Here is a 15780-nt window from a genome sequence, read left to right on the forward strand (position 1 = left end):
AGCATTGGAAAGAAGGATGTTTCTCATGAGGAAACTGCTCGGCTTGGCGGCGGCTGCCGCCGTCACTTTGGGACAGATCGCGGTAGTGCAAGCTGCCGATGTTTCGTTATCGGTAGGGCAGACGGGTGACTCCACCCAGGTTTACCGCCTGGGCCTTCAGTCCAACTGGGATGCCAGCTGGTGGCAGACGAGCGTCGGTCGGCTGACCGGTTATTGGGATGGGGCTTACACCTATTGGGACGGCGACGAGACGGCGAGCAACCACAGCCTGTCTTTCGCACCGGTATTCGTCTATGAGTTCGCTGGTGAGTCAGTGAAGCCCTACATCGAGGCGGGCATCGGCGTGGCTGCATTTGCCAGCACTGAGCTTGAAAGCAACGAATTGGGTTCGTCGTTCCAGTTCGAAGACCGAATCGGTTTCGGGCTGCGCTTTGCAGGTGGCCATGAGATTGGCGTGCGGGCAATCCACTATTCCAACGCCGGCATCAAGCAGCCCAACGATGGGGTCGAGAGCTACAGCCTGCATTACCGCATGGCACTCTGAGTTTGCCATTGCCACCCATTTCGCGGGGCCGCGAAGTGGGTGGCAATGCTTCCTCATCACTTAGCGTGACAATGGCCACAAGCTACTCAGGTTCGTGACCTCCAGTACAAGCTCCGGCTCACGCAGTGGCAAGCGTTGCAGCAGCTCCTGCGCGGCGCTCTGCGGTGTCCAGTCTTCAGGAAATGCCATAGCTGAGGTGACCGGTGTCTTCAACGAATGTGGCGCCACCACCGTCAGGTCAATGCCCTGATTTTTCAGCGACTGGCGCGCCTCGCGAAACCACTGCGGTGTGTTGTTCCAGCCTGCTGTGACGCGCGTGGGCGCATACAACTGCAAGGCCGAATAACGGTTGAAGATTGCCATTACCTGCGGCTTTTCGCCTTTCAACAGCAACGGTACAGCCTGGCCCAGGCAGTGCTCGGCCGCCAGCTGGTTACTGCTTACGATCGTCTCGAACACGTCTGTGGCCGATACCGCATTCGGCAGATAATCGGTGGCCCCTGCATTGATGATCAGGCTGTCCAGCGCGCCCCAGGCATGACAAAGCTCAAGGCAGGCGCTGGCCGCCTGGTCTTCGTCATGCAACTGCCATGGCAGGCGCAACAGGCGGCTACCGTGCTGTGCTGCCAAGGTATCGAGCGCCTGGCAATCCTTCCCGCTTGTCGCTACCCGGTGCCCTAGCCCGAGCAATTGCTCCACCAAGGCCAAACCCAGACCACTACCTGCTCCCGTAACCCAGAAAATTCGCGGATGATTCAATACGCGGACCCCTCACCCTACCTGCGCGATAACCCCTTGAAGGCCTCCAGCGCACGCTGGCGGCTACTACTGAGGTCAACTATAGGACGATGGTACGAATTTTCGGCGAAAAGATCCTTGTTTTGCGTAGGCAGATGGATACTTTTTTCATCCAGCCCGCGTAACTCGGGTACCCAGTGGCGAATGAAATGCCCCTGTGGGTCGAAGCGTTGCGATTGCGAAACGGGGTTGAAAATACGGAAGTACGGCACCGCGTCTGTGCCTGTGGAGGCGCTCCACTGCCAGCCGCCATTGTTAGCGGCCAGATCACCGTCGATCAGGTGGCGCATGAAGTGCCGTTCGCCCAGGCGCCAGTCGATCAGCAGGTTCTTGCTAAGGAACATGGCGACGATCATGCGCAGGCGATTGTGCATCCATCCGGTGTGCAGCAACTGGCGCATGGCCGCGTCAATGATAGGGAACCCGGTGCGTCCCTGTTCCCAGGCCTCAAGCTCGGCAGGGGCGTCGCGCCAAGGCAGCGATTCGGTGTGTGTGCGGAATGCTCGGTGGCGTGACACCTGTGGATAACCGGTCAGGATATGCTTGTAGAACTCGCGCCAGAGCAATTCGTTGATCCAGGTCTGGGTGCCGGTACTACCGCTGTCGAACTCGCCGCGGTTGCTCGCCAGTGCGGCGTGCAGGCACTGGCGGGGCGAGACCACCCCGGCCGCCAGGTAGGCCGACAGTTGGCTGGTGCCAGGTTTTGCCGGCAGGTCGCGCAGGTGATGGTAGTCCTCGATGGTTTCGTCCACGAAGCGTGCCAGTCGGGCTTGTGCCTCGTCCTCGCCCGCAGGCCAGTATTCGCTCAGGGTGCGCGATGGTTTGTCGAAGCCATCGATGTGCTGGGGAATGGGGTCGCTGGCGATACCCACGGGGGCCTGGCGCTTTACCCGAGGTGCTTGTGACGGCAGGCTTCGGTGCAGGTGCTCCAGGCAGACTTTCTTGAACTGACTGAAGACCTGGAAGTAATCACCACTGCGGGTCAGCACGGTGCCGGGGCGGAACAACAGCTGATCGAGGTAGCTGTGAGCCTGAACGCCGGAGGCTTCCAGTAACGCGCGGGTCGCCTGGTCGCGGCTGTTTTCGTTGATGCCGTACTCATCGTTCCAGTGCACCGCTTCGATGTTGTGCTGGCGGCACACATCGAGCAGCGTTTGGGCCGCCTGCTCCCAGGTGTCGATCCTGCGGACCAGCAACGGAATATTGAGGCCCTCCAGTGACTGGCGCAGGTCGCGCAGGTTACGCAGCCAGAAGTCGACCTTGCAGGCAGCGTCGTCATGCGCCTGCCACTGGCCTGGGCTGGCAAGCCACAAGGCCACGGTAGGGCCGCGTTCACAGGCGGCGCTCAGGGCGGTGTTGTCGTTGACGCGCAGGTCGCTGCGCAGCCAGATCAGTTGCATGGGCATCTACTCTACAGGCGGGCGGTCATTGCCTTGCAGCGTGCGCAATGCCGCCTGCGGGGTATCGAACAGGAAAAGCTCGGGCACACCGAAGCCGTGCAGTTGAGCTTGGTGGAGGGAAATCGTGGCGCCGCCCAGCAGCTTGGTGCCTGCTATCCCCTGCAGGGTACGCAGCAGGGCCCGGCCATCGATGCGCGGGCCCAGGTGCAGCAGCAGGGCGCGAGGTTGCAGGGCGGTGACGGCACGTTGCAACTCCACTCCGCTCACGGGGTTTTCAAGCACTTCGACAGGGATGCCGCTGCTGCTCAGCAGCCAGGCATATAGCCAAAGGCTGGGGTCGAAGGCGTGATCACTGTCTTCGGCCAGCAACACGGCCGGGCCGTGCAGTGATTGATTGTCGTGATAGACCCGTGCGCCCAGCTTGCTGCGCAGCCAAGTGTGGAAGAACACCTGTTCGAGCCTGGCATTGAAGTAATTGCACCAACGTTGCCCCAGGCTATCGAGCAATGGCAGCAGCAATTTCTCGCACAGGGTGATGGCCGGATACAGCGCCATGGCTTGATTGAGTTGCTGGTCGAGGCTGCGCTGGGACAGGTTGGCGATGGCCTCTATCAACTGTTGCTGGCGGGTTTGCCAGTCGCCTTGGGGAGCGACGCCGGGTGGCTTGTCGAGCAGCTCGCGCACCTGGCCGACCGATGCGCCCCGTTCCAGCCAGGCCAGGATCGCTTCGACGCGTTCGACCTGGTCGCGGCCATACAAGCGGTGGCCTTTGGCTGTACGTTGCGGCTTCAGCAGCCCGTAGCGCCGCTCCCAGGCACGCAGGGTTACCGGATTCACACCGGTGCGGCGTGCCAGTTCACCGATGGGCATGGGCGCTTCAGACTGCATTGCGTAGCCCCAGGCTATCGGGGTGCGGCTGTAAGTAGGTCTGTTGCTGCAGGTAGGGGTCAGGGTGCTTGCGCAAATGGTGTTTGAGCAAGGTCAGCGGAACTACCAGCGGTACGACCCCTTGCTGGTACTGGTCGATGATGTGTTGCAGCTCGGCCTTGTCCTGCTGCGTCAGCGCGTCCTTGAAGTAGCCACTGAGGTGCTGCAGTACGTTGCCATGGGTGCCGCGGCTGGCGCAGCGACGCAGCGCCTGCATCAACTGGCTGAAATAGCGGGGCCCGATCACCTGAGGGTCATCGTCCCGGCTCATGCTGCCAAGCAGGCGCCCAAGCTGTCGGTAAGCCTGCGGGTTGTTGGCCATGAGCAGGTACTTGTAGCGTGAATGGAAGCGCACCAGTGCGCCACGGCTCAAACCCTCGGCCAGCAGGCGCTGCCAGTCCGCGTAGGCGTAGACGCGGCTGATGAAGTTCTCGCGCAATACCGGGTCGTGCAGGCGCCCCTCTTCCTCGACCGGCAGGTCCGGGCGACGGGCACAGAAAGCCGCTGCGTAGGCACCTCTGCCGCCCTGTACTGCCGGGTGACCGTTATCCTGGTAGACCTTGACCCGCTCCAGCCCGCAGGACGGCGACTTCTGCATGAAAATGTAGCCACAGATATCGTCAAGCTCGGCGGCCATCTGTTCGCCGTAACTGGCGAGCGGGCCGGTGACGTCCATGCCAGGGTTGCGTGTCCCGACGACGGCCGGGTGTTCGGGGTCACCGACCAGCCGGATCGGGTCGCGGGGCACCCCAAGGCCGATGGCGACTTCGGGGCAGACCGGTAGCCAGTCGAAGTGTTCTTCCAGCTGGGTGCGGCACAGATCGGACGACTTGTGCCCGCCGTTGTAGCGCACACTGTGGCCTGTCAGGCATGAGCTGATGGCAATGCGGGGCTTACTGTGGGCGGATGGATCGTGCATGGCTGTCTCCGAAAACTTGTACATTGATTCGCGCGTGTACAAGGTTATTCCAGCACAGCCACAAACTTATGCAAACTAGTATTTTTGTATAGTTATGCAGTTTTGTTTAGTCGAGATGCTCCAGCAGGCGTCGTGCCGCCTCCTGACCGCTGAGCCAGGCGCCTTCCACGCGGCCCGACAGGCACCAGTCGCCACAGGCATAGAGCCCTTGGTCGGCATCGGCCAGCGCGCCCCATTCGTGACTGCCGGCCGGCCGTGCATACAACCAGCGATGTGCCACGGAGAAGGACGCTGCAGGCACCACGCAGCCGACCAATTCGGCGAACTCTCCCCACAACTGCTCGATCACTTCTTCCTTGGCCAGGTCGATATGCTGCTTGCTCCACGTGGAAGTGGCATGCAGTACCCAGGTATCGAGCTGCTCATCGCGGCCTGGCTTGCTGCGGTTGCGTGCCAACCAGTCGAGCGGGTTGTCCTGCACGAAGCAGCCCTGCATCGGTGTGTCCAGCGGTGTCTGAAAGGCCAGAGCAACGGCCCATGTAGGCTCCATCACCACGCCCGCTGCCACGGCGGCAAGTTTTGGGGTGGCCGCCAGTAGCGGCGTGGCCTGGGGCGCGGGGACGGCGATCACAACGCGGCTGAATGGGCCATGGCTGCAGCCTTCGGTATCCTGAAGGTGCCAGTACTGCTTGCCGCGAAACACTTCGGCAATGCGGCAGCCGAAGTTCACCGTGACGTCCTTGAGCATGCCGCGGGTGATCGCGCTCATGCGCGGCACGCCGACCCAGCGCGTCTGCTCGTCGGGCGAGGGCGTCAGTTCGCCGTCACGGTAGTTGTACAGCTGCGGCTTCCATTGTTCGGCCCAGCCGGCGGCTACCCATTGCTGCACCTGCTCGACGAAGCGACGGTCGCGCGCAGTGAAGTATTGGGCACCAAGATCTAGCGCACCGGCCTCGCTGCGTTTGCTGGCCATGCGCCCGCCACTGCCGTGGCCTTTGTCGAACAGGTGAACGGACTGCCCGGCCTTTTGCAGGGCCTGGGCAGCGGAAAGGCCGGCGATACCGGCACCGATGATGGCAATAGGTACTGTCATGATGGCCTCTTCGAACCGTGCTGTAAGCAGACTACGCTGTCAGGCAAACCTGTACAATACTTAAAATTTGTATAAGGTTATTCCGCTTCATAGGGCAGGTTGGCCTATGTTTATCTGAGAGCGTTGGGTTAAAAAAGTGCCTTGTTGTAAAAATAGACCATCGCCGCACTCTGTGAGGACACAGCCATGCATATATTGCTGACAGGCGGCACTGGCTTGATCGGCCAGCATCTTTGCCCGTTCTGGCTCGCCCAGGGTCATCGCCTGACCGTGTGGAGCCGGCGCCCTGATCAGGTTGCGCGCCTCTGTGGCAGCGGGGTGCGCGGGATTGCCCAGCTGGAGGAACTGGCCGCTGACGAGCCGGTGGACGCCGTGATCAACCTGGCTGGCGCGCCGATTGCCGACCGGCCCTGGACCGCCGCCCGGCGCAATGTGCTTTGGGCCAGCCGTATCAGCCTTACCGAGCAATTGCTGGGCTGGCTCGGTACCCGTGAGCAACGTCCCGAAGTGCTGATTTCGGGTTCTGCGGTGGGCTGGTATGGCGATGGCGGTGAGCGTGAATTGACCGAGGTATCGCCGCCGGTGCGCGAGGATTTCGCCAGCCAGCTGTGCATTGCCTGGGAGGAAACAGCGCAACGTGCGCAGGCCCTTGGGCTGCGCGTGGTGTTGGTGCGCACGGGGCTGGTGCTGGCCAGCGATGGCGGTTTCCTGTCGCGCCTGCGCCTGCCGTTCAAGCTGGGGCTGGGCGGCCCGCTGGGCAATGGGCGGCAATGGATGCCTTGGGTGCATATAGACGACCAGGTCGCCCTGATAGATTTTCTCTTGCGGCACAAGGACGCCAGCGGTCCTTATAATGCCTGCGCGCCAGAGCCTGTGCGTAACCGCGAATTCGCCCGGCGCCTGGGCCGGGCGCTGCACCGGCCGGCGCTGCTGCCGGTGCCTGGCCTGCTGCTGAAGGCGGGCCTCGGAGAGCTGTCGACGTTGTTGCTTGGTGGGCAGCGGGCACGCCCTGTGCGTTTGCTGGCCGCGGGCTTCACGTTCCGTTACAACGATCTGCAATCGGCCCTGGACAACCTGTCCAGGCGCCTCTGACATAGGACGCTGCATGACCGATCACGCTCTGTTGCTGGTCAACCTGGGTTCTCCGGCTTCCACCTCGGTAGCCGATGTACGCCGCTACCTCAACCAGTTCCTGATGGACCCTTACGTGGTCGACCTGCCATGGCCGGTGCGGCGCTTGCTGGTGTCGCTGATCCTGATCAAGCGCCCAGAGCAGTCTGCCCATGCCTATGCTTCGATCTGGTGGGACGAAGGCTCACCCTTGGTGGTGTTGACGCGTCGCTTGCAGGCCGCGATGGTCGAGCACTGGCCCCATGGTCCGGTGGAAATCGCCATGCGCTATGGCGAGCCAGCACTGGCGCAGGTGCTTGAGCGCCTCGCCGCTCAAGGTGTGCGCAAGGTGACACTGGCGCCGCTTTATCCACAATTCGCTGACAGCACGGTGACTACGGTAGTGGCACTGGCCAACCAGACTGTCGCCGAACGCGCCTTGCCTTTGCAGTTGCGTGTGCTGCAACCGTTCTACGACCACCCTGAATACATCGATGCCCTGGTGGCCAGTGCACGGCCCTATCTTGAGCAGGACTACGACCACCTGTTGTTGAGCTTCCATGGCTTGCCGGAGCGGCACCTGAAGAAGCTCATGCCTGGTAGCAAGCATGATTTGCGGGCAGCGGACTGCTGCAAGGACGCCAGTGCCGAAGTGCGGGCGGTGTGCTACCGGGGGCAGTGCCTGGCGTCGGCCAAGGCGTTCGCCACCAGGATGGGCATCCCGGACGGCAAGTGGTCTGTCTCGTTCCAGTCGCGGTTAGGCCGAGACAAGTGGATCGAACCCTATACCGAGACGCGTCTGGATGAACTGGCCAAGGCCGGGGCGAAGAAGCTGCTGGTGATGTGCCCGGCATTCGTGGCCGATTGCATCGAGACGCTGGAGGAAATTGGCGATCGCGGCAAGGAGCAGTTCATCGAGGCAGGGGGCGAAGAGTTGGTGCTGGTGCCGTGCCTGAATGATCACCCGGAGTGGGTGAGGGTGCTGGCGCAGATGTGTGAAAAGGCTTGAATTGAAGGGGCCGCTGTGCGGCCCTTTCGCGACGCAAGGCCGCTCCTACAGGTCCAGCTTCTCTTTTTTCCAGCCATCGTTGCCCGGCAGGATCAGGTTCAGGGCAATGGCCACGATAGCGCACAGGGCGATGCCCTTCAGGCCCCAATCATCAGGGCCGTCGCCGCTGCCGATCAGCACGCCGCCGATACCGAACACCAGGGTCACCGACACGATCACCAGGTTGCGAGCTTCGCCCAGGTCGATCTTGTGGCGGATCATGGTGTTCATGCCCACCGCCGCGATCGAACCGAACAGCAGGCAGAGGATGCCGCCCATCACCGGCACCGGGATGCTCTGCAACAACGCACCGAACTTGCCGATGAAGGCCAGGGTGATGGCAAAGACCGCCGCCCAGGTCATGATCTTCGGGTTGTAGTTCTTGGTCAGCATCACGGCGCCGGTCACTTCGGCATACGTGGTATTGGGCGGGCCGCCGAACAGGCCGGCTGCCGTGGTGGCCAGGCCGTCACCCAGCAGGGTGCGGTGCAGGCCAGGCTTCTTTAGGTAGTCGCGGCCGGTCACGCTGCCGACTGCGATCACCCCGCCGATATGTTCGATCGCCGGGGCCAGGGCGACCGGTACGATGAACAGGATGGCCTGCCAGTTGAACGCTGGTGCGGTGAAATTAGGGATCTCAAGCCAAGGCGCGGCGGCAATCTTGGCGGTATCGACCACGCCAAAGGCGAACGCCAGGGCAAACCCTACCAGCACCCCGGAAATGATCGGCACCAGGCGGAAGATGCCTTTGCCAAATACCGCGACGATCAGGGTGGTGAGCAACGCCGGCATGGAAATCAGCATGGCGGTCTTGTACGGCATCAGTACCGCGCCGTCACCGCCCTTGCCCATGGCCATGTTGGCCGCGATCGGTGCCATGGCCAGGCCGATGGAGATGATCACCGGGCCGATCACCACGGGTGGCAGCATGCGGTCGATGAAGCCGGTGCCTTTGATCTTCACCATCAGGCCCATGAAGGTGTACACGAAGCCTGCGGCCATCACGCCGCCCATGGTCTCGGCCAGGCCGAACTGGCCTTTGGCGAGGATGATCGGAGTAATGAAGGCAAAGCTCGAGGCCAGGAATACCGGGACCTGACGGCCGGTGACCAGCTGGAACAGCAGGGTGCCGATACCCGCGGTGAACAGCGCGACGTTAGGGTCCAGGCCGGTGATCAGCGGCATCAGCACCAGCGCGCCAAATGCCACGAAGAGCATCTGCGCGCCCGAAACGACCTGGCGCCATAGCGGGTCGTTGAAGCCGTCCTGCATGGTCAGGCGTCCTTCTGCTTGGTGCCGAAGATCTTGTCACCGGCGTCGCCCAGGCCCGGAACGATATAGCCGTGTTCGTTGAGGCGCTGGTCGATCGAGGCGGTGTAGATCTGGACGTCCGGGTGGGCTTTCTCCACCACTTCGATGCCTTCAGGCGCTGCAACCAGCACCATGGCGCGGATTTCCTTGCAGCCTGCCTTCTTCAGCAGGTCGATGGTGGCGACCATCGAGCCGCCGGTGGCAAGCATCGGGTCGATGATCAGCGCCAGGCGCTGGTTGATGTCCGGGGCGAGCTTTTCCAGGTAGGTGTGTGCTTCGAGGGTCTCCTCGTTGCGTGCGACACCCACGGCACTGACCTTCGCGCCCGGGATCAGGCTGAGCACGCCGTCAAGCATGCCGATGCCGGCGCGCAGGATCGGTACCACGGTGATCTTCTTGCCAGCGATTTTTTCAACTTGCACCTTGCCACACCAGCCATCGATCTCGTAGGTTTCCAGTGGCAGGTCCTGGGTGGCTTCGTAGGTCAGTAGCGCGCCGACTTCCTGGGCGAGTTCGCGAAAGTTCTTGGTGCTGATGTCGGCACGGCGCATCAGGCCGAGCTTGTGGCGGATCAGCGGGTGGCGGATCTCACGAGTGGGCATAGGGGGGCTCCGAAAGGCGGGCAAAAAAACCGCGCTAGATTAATCTATTCAGCCTTTGCTGTCGTGCAGTCCTTTTGCACGTTAGTCCATAAATGCTTGATCTGTGACGAGCGGATGCGTACCTTTGCCCGCTTTTCCAAAATCCCCCCTGGAGAGCGCAATGTCCGCTGATCTCGAGCACATCCGTCAAGTCATGCGCGAGGCAGACTGCCTTTACAACGAAGCCGAAGTCGAAGCGGCCATTGCCAAGGTTGGCGAGCAGATCTGCAAGGACCTGCACGACAAGAACCCGGTGGTGTTCTGTGTAATGAACGGCGGCCTGATCTTCGCTGGCAAGCTGCTGACCCACCTGCAGTTCCCGCTGGAGGCCTCGTACCTGCATGCCACGCGCTACCGCAACCAGACAAGTGGCGGTGAGCTGTTCTGGAAGGCCAAGCCTGAAGTGTCGTTCATCGACCGTGACGTGCTGATCGTCGACGATATCCTCGACGAGGGTCACACCCTCAGCGCCATCATCGAGTTCTGCAAACATGCCGGCGCCCGTTCGGTGCACACTGCGGTGCTGATCGACAAAGACCATGACCGCAAGGCCAGCCCGGACCTCAAGGCCAGCTACGTCGGCCTGCCTTGCATCGATCGCTATATCTTTGGTTACGGCATGGACTATAAGGGTTACTGGCGTAACGCGAACGGCATCTTCGCCGTCAAGGGACTTTGATCATGAGCCAGCCTGCTTTCATCGACCAAGCGTTGTTTGCCGGGCTGGCGCAGAAAGCCGCCGACGCACCGCGTGGTCGCTACCATCACAATTTCCATGAGATGCAAGACCCCTGTCACCGCTTGGCAGTGGGCTTGCAGCCGTCCACCTATATTGCGCCTCACCGGCACCTGAGCGAGGACAAGGCCGAGACTTTGTTGGCGCTCAAAGGCCGCTTGGGGCTGCTCATGTTCGATGAGCAGGGCGCAGTGATCGACAAGCGCGTCCTTGAAGCCGGTGGCGAGTGCCTTGGCGTGGACCTGCGCCCGGGCCTCTTCCATTCCCTGGTGGTGCTCGAGGCAGACAGCATTCTGTTCGAGTGCAAGGCCGGCCCGTACCGGCAGTTGGCCGACGGCGAGCATGCCCCTTGGGCGCCGCGTGAAGGCGAAGAGGGTGTTGCCCGGTATCATGCCTGGATGCTCGCGCAGTTCGATTGACAGCCCCCGTTGTGCAGCATGCTAGAGTGCTCCTTCATGCCAAGGAGCCTTACATGCGAGCGATCGTTCCCCTGTTGCTGGCAGTCAGCCTGCCTCTTGCCGCCGCACCGCTGCACAGCCAGTTTCTCCCGCCCGATGACCAGGCCCTGCGCCAGGAAGCGCCGACAGGCCAGCAACTGTTGCAGGTAACCGACTACTCGGTAGTGGTTGGGGCGCAGCGCCCATCTGATCAACAGCCAATTCCGATCACCGCCTCCTTGCAGATGCGCCTCAAAGGCAAGCCGTTGAGTAAAGGTGCGACGATCAGCCAGGTGTTGCTCACCTTCGATGGCGAGGCGGGCAAGAGCCTGAAAAAGCCTGTGTATGACGACAAGACCCGCACGTTGAGCCTGAACTACCCGGTCAGCGACTACCGCGTGATCATGGACCTGCTGCGCAACGAGACGCTGTATGTGCAGTTTCTGACCTACTCCAACGGCCATGTCTGGGCCGACTTGCACACCGGTACCGTACGTACGCGTTGAGGCGTGCCGCGTGTGGGGGGTAAACTGCCGGCCTTCGAAATTCGTGATGGTCCAGTTGGAGCCGGCAATGCGCAAAGACAAGAAGCAGGTGATTGGTGACGAAATCAGCGACGACTACATCAAGTCGTTTCTCCAGTTTGAGCCTGCAGATGGTGTGACTTCGCCTTCTCAGCACAAGCTGATCAAGGCTTACCGCGGCCTGCGTGTCGACGATTTCGAGCGCTTCGTAGGGTTCTTCGTCGAAGCCGGGCTGGACCTGGACGGCAAAGACGAACAGGGCAAGACCTTCGTCGAAGTGATCGCCGACCAGCGCAATGCGGCTGAATACATCGAGATCATCGAAAAAGCCCGGGCCTGATAGATCCCCGCCAGAAAAAACGCGCTAGGGGCATTGCCAGTCAGTTAGCGTTATCAGGGCCGCAAAGCGGCCCTGGATCGCCTACCTGACTGGCATTACCCCGAGGGGCGTTAGGCGTAGTGCTTGGCCGGGCTGTTCTCTACCAGGTCCAGCGCCTCATCGTTGTCGGCACTGATCTTGTGGTACAGGGCTGCATCGGTGGCCAGGGTCTTCTCGCGAGCCGGGAAGATTTCCTTGAGCTTGGCAGCCCAGGCGCCCTTGGCCTGCTCGGGGAAGCAGCGCTCGATCAGTTCAAGCATGATCGACACGGTCACCGACGCACCAGGGGATGCGCCGAGCAGTGCCGCGATACTGCCGTCCTGTGCCGACACCAACTCAGTACCGAACTGCAGGATGCCGCCTTTTTTCGGGTCCTTCTTGATGATCTGCACGCGCTGGCCAGCCACTTCCAGGCGCCAGTCTTCAGCCTTGGCCTGCGGATAGAAGCGGCGCAGCGACTCGAGGCGCTGTTCCATCGACTGCATCACTTCGCTGACCAGGTACTTGGTCAGGTCCATGTTGTCGCGGGCCACGGCCAGCATCGGGCCGATGTTGCCCATGCGCACCGACAGTGGCAGGTCCATCAGCGAGCCGTGCTTGAGGAACTTGGTGGTAAAGCCTGCGTACGGGCCGAACAGCAGCGATGTCTTGCCGTCCACCACGCGGGTGTCCAGGTGCGGCACCGACATCGGCGGCGCGCCAACGGCGGCCTGGCTGTAGACCTTGGCCTGGTGCTGCTTGACGATTTCCGGGTTGTCGCAACGCAGCCACTGGCCGCTTACCGGGAAGCCGCCGAAGCCTTTGCTCTCCGGGATGCCGGACAGTTGCAGCAGCGGCAGTGCCGCGCCGCCGGCGCCGAGGAACACGAAGCGGGCGTCCACTTCACGGCTGCCGCCGCTGTTGACGTCCTTGATGCTGACGGTCCAGCCAGCGCCGTTACGGCGCAGGCCGACGACCTTCTTGCTGTACTTGACCTGCGCATTCTGCGAGTCGCCCAGCAGCTTGAGCAGCTTGTTGGTCAGTGCGCCGAAGTTGACGTCGGTACCTTTGGTCACGCGGGTGGCGGCGATGTGCTGGTCGGCCGGGCGGCCGGGCATCATCAGCGGCATCCACTCATTCATCACCGCCTTGTCTTCGGTGTATTCCATCTCGGCGAAGGCATGGTGCTGCTTGAGCAGCTCGAAACGCTTCTTGAGGAAGGAAACACCCTTGTCACCTTCGACGTAGCTCAGGTGCGGGACAGGGTTGATGAAGGCACGGGCCGGGCCGAAATTGCCTTTTTTGCTCAGGTAAGCCCAGAACTGGCGCGAGACCTCGAACTGGGCATTGATGTGCACGGCCTTCTTGATGTCGATGCTGCCATCGGCGGCCTGGGGCGTGTAGTTCAGCTCGCACAGGCCGGCATGGCCGGTGCCTGCGTTGTTCCAGGGGTTGGAGCTTTCCGCGGCCCCGGAGTCCATCGCCTCGACGACCTCAAGCTTCAGGGTCGGGTCGAGCTCCTTGAGCAGTACGGCCAGGGTGGCACTCATGATGCCCGCGCCTACCAGTACTACATCAACCGATTCGTTCTGCGCCATTTAACGCGTCTCCACAATCTACAGCTACCTAATTGACAGCATAGGACCCCAGGTGTGCCAGGATCGCCATGTCCGACTCTTCGCAGTTCTTGCAACTTCCGCGGACACCGCCAAATCAGTCTTCGGGTTCGTCTATTGAACGCCGTTTGCCACAGGTGCGGCAATTCGACTTATGGTCAAGGTGTCGTGCGTGCGTTATGGAGCGGTTTCAGACACCCATGTGAAATGAGCGTATCAGCCGCCTGTTCAGGGCTGTTCGGGACACATCTGTCGCTATTGCACATGCCAGACTGTTCATTTGCTCGCCACACTCTCGTGAAGTTGTGAAAACCGTTTTTTTCACGCTCTTTTGGAGACGTGAACCTCAAAAGGGGACTGCGCGATGGCAACCCGCAGGTTCATGCAGTGCGAAGGCCCGGAAAAGCAGGCACGACAGCCGATGCAAGACCTGAGTGGAAGGCTCTCTGTGGGCGAAGCGGTGAAGGTGCCGGGGTCAAACGGCAAATGCGGGGCCCGATCAGGAGACGTCCTTATAATCGGGGGGAGATTATAACGATGTCGCGGGCAGAAAGGTCGTTATTCGTGCTTTTTATTGCAGCGTTTGTCAGGCGGGCAGGGTGCGCCGCTGCCAATGGCCGCTTGCATGGGCGCAAACCCGGGCGTTGGCGGGCAGCGGGCGGCCCAGCCAGGCAAGCTGGATTTCTTTGACCTGCACCCAGCCGTTGCTGCATGGTGGCTGGCTGCATTGCTTGAATCCCAGGCAGTTGCCCTCGCCATCGAGGCGTGCATAGGTATTGTGGCGCGGGCGTTGGAAGAGCAGGGTCCAGAGCGAGGCCATGGTGTCGAGTCCTGTGTGTTAGGGCTTGCAGCGAAGATAACAGCAGGACCATGAACCGCGTGTGACAGAAGGGCCTGGCTTCAACCGGCAAGCCTCAAGAAGACGCCTGCGCCCCGTGCGGTCTGCTTTTACTTGTAGCTTGCCGCTTGTAGCGTGCCGCTAGGTATACTGTGGGCCTTTGCCGCTTTTTCTGGAGAAACACGCATGTTGCAACGTCTGTTGTTCGGTTTGCTTGCCGTGGCCAGCCTGAGCCTGGTCGGTTGTGCCCACAGCCCGCAACAACTCAGCCCGCAACCCAAGCTCAACGCCCAGCTCGCCCCGGTCGGCCACGGCCAGCCGGTGGTGGTCAAGGTGGTGGACGGCCGGGCTTCGCAGTCCCTGGGCACTCGTGGTGGCATGTACCCCGAGACCAGCACCATCAGCGTCAATGGCAATGACATCGTGCCCAAGCTGCAGGCTCAGGCCGAGGCGGCCGTACGCCTGTTGGGCTTCACCCCTTCGGCCAACGCCTCCAACGCGCCGCAACTGACCGTGACCCTGGCCGAATTGAAGTACCAGTCGCCCAAGGAAAACCTGTACGTGACCGAGGCCACCATCGGCGCCACCTTCCGTGCTGATGTGTCGAACGCCAACCGCCGTTACAGCGGCCGTTACGGCGCCTCGTTGGACCAGCGCTTCGGCATGGCGCCCAACCAGGAAACCAACACCAAGCTGGTGGGGGATGTGTTGAGCGATGCGTTGACCCGCCTGTTCAAAGACCCGACCATCGGCCAGGTGCTGGGCGAATAAGCTTTTCGCTGTACCGAGATCAAACCCGCTGCCTGCGTGCCAGGCAGCGGGTTTTTTTTGGTTTTTCGAAGGCCTCAGGCCGCTTGGATATGAAAATCCAGCACGCTCACGCCCGTCAGCAGGTCCACCTCTGGCAAATGCTCATGCGCATGCCCGCCCAGGGCGCAATACACCAGCCACTGGCGGTCCTGGACATTGATGGCAAAACCATCGATCAACGCCTGCTGTTCATCGCTCTGGGCAATGAGATAGAGGCGGTCCTGGTTTTCGGCGTGCAGCATGTACTCGCTCCGGTTCGGGAAAAGGCCGACAGGGTGGCCTGCCTTGATGACGAGCGTGTGACAGATGAAATTTAGTGACACTTTGTCGCCAAGTCCGGGCGTCGGGGCCGGCCTTCGGTAGAATGCCGGCCTTCGCTGGCGTTCTGACCGAGGTTGCGTGATGTCCTTGCAAGTGCTTTGGGGGGTTCTGGCCGCCCATCCGACCAAGCTGATCAATCTGCTGGCATTGTTGATGACCTGCCCGGGCGGGTTGCTGCTGCACAGTGCACGGCGTCGCCAGGCCATCACCCGCGAAAGCCTGGCAGTGGATGACGGGCTGGTGGATGCATTCGACCAGCGGGTGCCGCGCTATTACTACATTCTGGGCTTTTCCTGCCTGGCGATGGCCTTGCTGCTGTCCTGGTTCAGTACCTGGATCTGAACCATGC

The 15780-nt window shown here is 61.6% G+C and carries 19 protein-coding genes; 9 read left to right on the plus strand and 10 right to left on the minus strand.

Translation table 11 applies throughout. The annotated features are described in order from the left end of the window. The first annotated feature begins 25 nt into the window (after positions 1-25). Positions 26-544, plus strand: coding sequence for an acyloxyacyl hydrolase (locus IWW33_RS15205; protein WP_012316258.1), 519 nt, complete (start codon positions 26-28; stop codon positions 542-544). A gap of 60 nt (positions 545-604) precedes the next feature. On the opposite strand, the gene IWW33_RS15210 is transcribed toward IWW33_RS15205, so the two are convergent. From IWW33_RS15210 to IWW33_RS15230, 5 genes are all read right to left on the minus strand, one after another. Continuing rightward, positions 605-1303, minus strand: coding sequence for an SDR family NAD(P)-dependent oxidoreductase (locus tag IWW33_RS15210; protein ID WP_174141588.1), 699 nt, complete (start codon positions 1301-1303; stop codon positions 605-607). Between the two features lie 17 nt (positions 1304-1320). Continuing rightward, positions 1321-2742, minus strand: coding sequence for a deoxyribodipyrimidine photo-lyase (gene phrB / locus IWW33_RS15215; RefSeq protein ID WP_174141587.1), 1422 nt, complete (start codon positions 2740-2742; stop codon positions 1321-1323). Positions 2743-2748: 6 nt separating this feature from the next. After that, on the minus strand, positions 2749-3630 hold the full coding sequence (locus IWW33_RS15220; RefSeq protein ID WP_119687772.1) for a MerR family transcriptional regulator: 882 nt from the start codon (positions 3628-3630) through the stop codon (positions 2749-2751). After that, positions 3620-4588 (minus strand): DUF523 and DUF1722 domain-containing protein, encoded by a 969-nt coding sequence (locus tag IWW33_RS15225; RefSeq protein ID WP_115275490.1) that lies wholly within the window; start codon positions 4586-4588, stop codon positions 3620-3622. Before IWW33_RS15225 ends, IWW33_RS15220 begins: the two co-directional genes overlap by 11 nt. 106 nt (positions 4589-4694) lie before the next feature. Next, positions 4695-5681, minus strand: a complete 987-nt coding sequence (locus IWW33_RS15230) for an NAD(P)/FAD-dependent oxidoreductase (RefSeq protein WP_115273868.1) — start codon at positions 5679-5681, stop codon at positions 4695-4697. A gap of 186 nt (positions 5682-5867) precedes the next feature. Here IWW33_RS15230 and IWW33_RS15235 point away from each other — a divergent pair, with 186 nt between their 5' ends. Beyond that, complete coding sequence (locus IWW33_RS15235) at positions 5868-6773, plus strand: TIGR01777 family oxidoreductase (RefSeq protein WP_174141586.1); 906 nt, start codon at positions 5868-5870, stop codon at positions 6771-6773. Between the two features lie 13 nt (positions 6774-6786). After that, the gene (hemH, locus tag IWW33_RS15240; protein ID WP_174141585.1) at positions 6787-7800 is read left to right on the plus strand and encodes a ferrochelatase; all 1014 of its coding nucleotides are present in this window, start codon (positions 6787-6789) and stop codon (positions 7798-7800) included. Between the two features lie 45 nt (positions 7801-7845). On the opposite strand, the gene IWW33_RS15245 is transcribed toward hemH, so the two are convergent. Next, entirely contained in the window at positions 7846-9111 is a 1266-nt protein-coding gene (locus tag IWW33_RS15245; protein WP_115273869.1) for a uracil-xanthine permease family protein, read from the minus strand. A 2-nt stretch (positions 9112-9113) separates the two neighbouring features. After that, a complete protein-coding gene (upp, locus tag IWW33_RS15250; RefSeq protein ID WP_011532223.1) occupies positions 9114-9752 on the minus strand; it encodes a uracil phosphoribosyltransferase in 639 nt (212 codons plus the stop codon). Positions 9753-9912: 160 nt separating this feature from the next. Here upp and IWW33_RS15255 point away from each other — a divergent pair, with 160 nt between their 5' ends. From IWW33_RS15255 to IWW33_RS15270, 4 genes are all read left to right on the plus strand, one after another. Then, entirely contained in the window at positions 9913-10470 is a 558-nt protein-coding gene (locus IWW33_RS15255; protein ID WP_012316248.1) for a hypoxanthine-guanine phosphoribosyltransferase, read from the plus strand. A gap of 2 nt (positions 10471-10472) precedes the next feature. Then, positions 10473-10946 (plus strand): WbuC family cupin fold metalloprotein, encoded by a 474-nt coding sequence (locus IWW33_RS15260; RefSeq protein ID WP_046784551.1) that lies wholly within the window; start codon positions 10473-10475, stop codon positions 10944-10946. 53 nt (positions 10947-10999) lie between these two features. Further along, a complete protein-coding gene (locus IWW33_RS15265) occupies positions 11000-11470 on the plus strand; it encodes a hypothetical protein (protein ID WP_046784550.1) in 471 nt (156 codons plus the stop codon). Between the two features lie 67 nt (positions 11471-11537). Next, positions 11538-11828 carry a PA4642 family protein gene (locus tag IWW33_RS15270; protein WP_119687769.1) on the plus strand — a complete coding sequence of 97 codons (291 nt, stop codon included), beginning with the start codon at positions 11538-11540 and terminating at the stop codon, positions 11826-11828. 110 nt (positions 11829-11938) lie between these two features. On the opposite strand, the gene mqo is transcribed toward IWW33_RS15270, so the two are convergent. Together mqo and IWW33_RS15280 are read right to left on the minus strand one after the other, a co-directional pair. After that, positions 11939-13444 carry a malate dehydrogenase (quinone) gene (gene mqo / locus IWW33_RS15275; RefSeq protein WP_196914294.1) on the minus strand — a complete coding sequence of 502 codons (1506 nt, stop codon included), beginning with the start codon at positions 13442-13444 and terminating at the stop codon, positions 11939-11941. Positions 13445-14048: 604 nt separating this feature from the next. Continuing rightward, complete coding sequence (locus IWW33_RS15280; protein ID WP_174141583.1) at positions 14049-14282, minus strand: hypothetical protein; 234 nt, start codon at positions 14280-14282, stop codon at positions 14049-14051. Positions 14283-14486: 204 nt separating this feature from the next. Here IWW33_RS15280 and IWW33_RS15285 point away from each other — a divergent pair, with 204 nt between their 5' ends. Continuing rightward, on the plus strand, positions 14487-15071 hold the full coding sequence (locus IWW33_RS15285; protein WP_039603065.1) for a YajG family lipoprotein: 585 nt from the start codon (positions 14487-14489) through the stop codon (positions 15069-15071). 74 nt (positions 15072-15145) lie between these two features. Here IWW33_RS15285 and IWW33_RS15290 read toward each other — a convergent pair whose 3' ends face one another. Beyond that, the gene (locus tag IWW33_RS15290) at positions 15146-15352 is read right to left on the minus strand and encodes a hypothetical protein (protein ID WP_046784546.1); all 207 of its coding nucleotides are present in this window, start codon (positions 15350-15352) and stop codon (positions 15146-15148) included. A gap of 160 nt (positions 15353-15512) precedes the next feature. Between IWW33_RS15290 and IWW33_RS15295 the strand changes: the two genes are divergently transcribed. Next, positions 15513-15773, plus strand: a complete 261-nt coding sequence (locus IWW33_RS15295; RefSeq protein ID WP_012316240.1) for a hypothetical protein — start codon at positions 15513-15515, stop codon at positions 15771-15773. Positions 15774-15780: the final 7 nt, after the last annotated feature.

Origin of the sequence: Pseudomonas sp. M2 (assembly GCF_015751845.1) — a bacterium.
In the GTDB taxonomy this organism is placed as follows: Bacteria; Pseudomonadota; Gammaproteobacteria; order Pseudomonadales; family Pseudomonadaceae; genus Aquipseudomonas; species Aquipseudomonas putida_E.

Excerpts from the sequence above, each read along its gene's own strand:
- IWW33_RS15230 (WP_115273868.1), bottom strand. The coding sequence starts at position 5,681 with ATGACAGTACCTATTGCCATCATCGGTGCCGGTATCGCCGGCCTTTCC.
- IWW33_RS15205 (WP_012316258.1), top strand. The coding sequence starts at position 26 with ATGAGGAAACTGCTCGGCTTGGCGGCGGCTGCCGCCGTCACTTTGGGA.
- hemH (WP_174141585.1), top strand. The coding sequence starts at position 6,787 with ATGACCGATCACGCTCTGTTGCTGGTCAACCTGGGTTCTCCGGCTTCC.
- phrB (WP_174141587.1), bottom strand. The coding sequence starts at position 2,742 with ATGCAACTGATCTGGCTGCGCAGCGACCTGCGCGTCAACGACAACACC.
- IWW33_RS15245 (WP_115273869.1), bottom strand. The coding sequence starts at position 9,111 with ATGCAGGACGGCTTCAACGACCCGCTATGGCGCCAGGTCGTTTCGGGC.
- IWW33_RS15220 (WP_119687772.1), bottom strand. The coding sequence starts at position 3,630 with ATGCAGTCTGAAGCGCCCATGCCCATCGGTGAACTGGCACGCCGCACC.
- IWW33_RS15260 (WP_046784551.1), top strand. The coding sequence starts at position 10,473 with ATGAGCCAGCCTGCTTTCATCGACCAAGCGTTGTTTGCCGGGCTGGCG.
- IWW33_RS15225 (WP_115275490.1), bottom strand. The coding sequence starts at position 4,588 with ATGCACGATCCATCCGCCCACAGTAAGCCCCGCATTGCCATCAGCTCA.
- IWW33_RS15265 (WP_046784550.1), top strand. The coding sequence starts at position 11,000 with ATGCGAGCGATCGTTCCCCTGTTGCTGGCAGTCAGCCTGCCTCTTGCC.
- IWW33_RS15270 (WP_119687769.1), top strand. The coding sequence starts at position 11,538 with ATGCGCAAAGACAAGAAGCAGGTGATTGGTGACGAAATCAGCGACGAC.
- IWW33_RS15290 (WP_046784546.1), bottom strand. The coding sequence starts at position 15,352 with ATGCTGCACGCCGAAAACCAGGACCGCCTCTATCTCATTGCCCAGAGC.
- IWW33_RS15255 (WP_012316248.1), top strand. The coding sequence starts at position 9,913 with ATGTCCGCTGATCTCGAGCACATCCGTCAAGTCATGCGCGAGGCAGAC.
- IWW33_RS15295 (WP_012316240.1), top strand. The coding sequence starts at position 15,513 with ATGTCCTTGCAAGTGCTTTGGGGGGTTCTGGCCGCCCATCCGACCAAG.
- mqo (WP_196914294.1), bottom strand. The coding sequence starts at position 13,444 with ATGGCGCAGAACGAATCGGTTGATGTAGTACTGGTAGGCGCGGGCATC.
- IWW33_RS15285 (WP_039603065.1), top strand. The coding sequence starts at position 14,487 with ATGTTGCAACGTCTGTTGTTCGGTTTGCTTGCCGTGGCCAGCCTGAGC.
- upp (WP_011532223.1), bottom strand. The coding sequence starts at position 9,752 with ATGCCCACTCGTGAGATCCGCCACCCGCTGATCCGCCACAAGCTCGGC.
- IWW33_RS15280 (WP_174141583.1), bottom strand. The coding sequence starts at position 14,282 with ATGGCCTCGCTCTGGACCCTGCTCTTCCAACGCCCGCGCCACAATACC.
- IWW33_RS15235 (WP_174141586.1), top strand. The coding sequence starts at position 5,868 with ATGCATATATTGCTGACAGGCGGCACTGGCTTGATCGGCCAGCATCTT.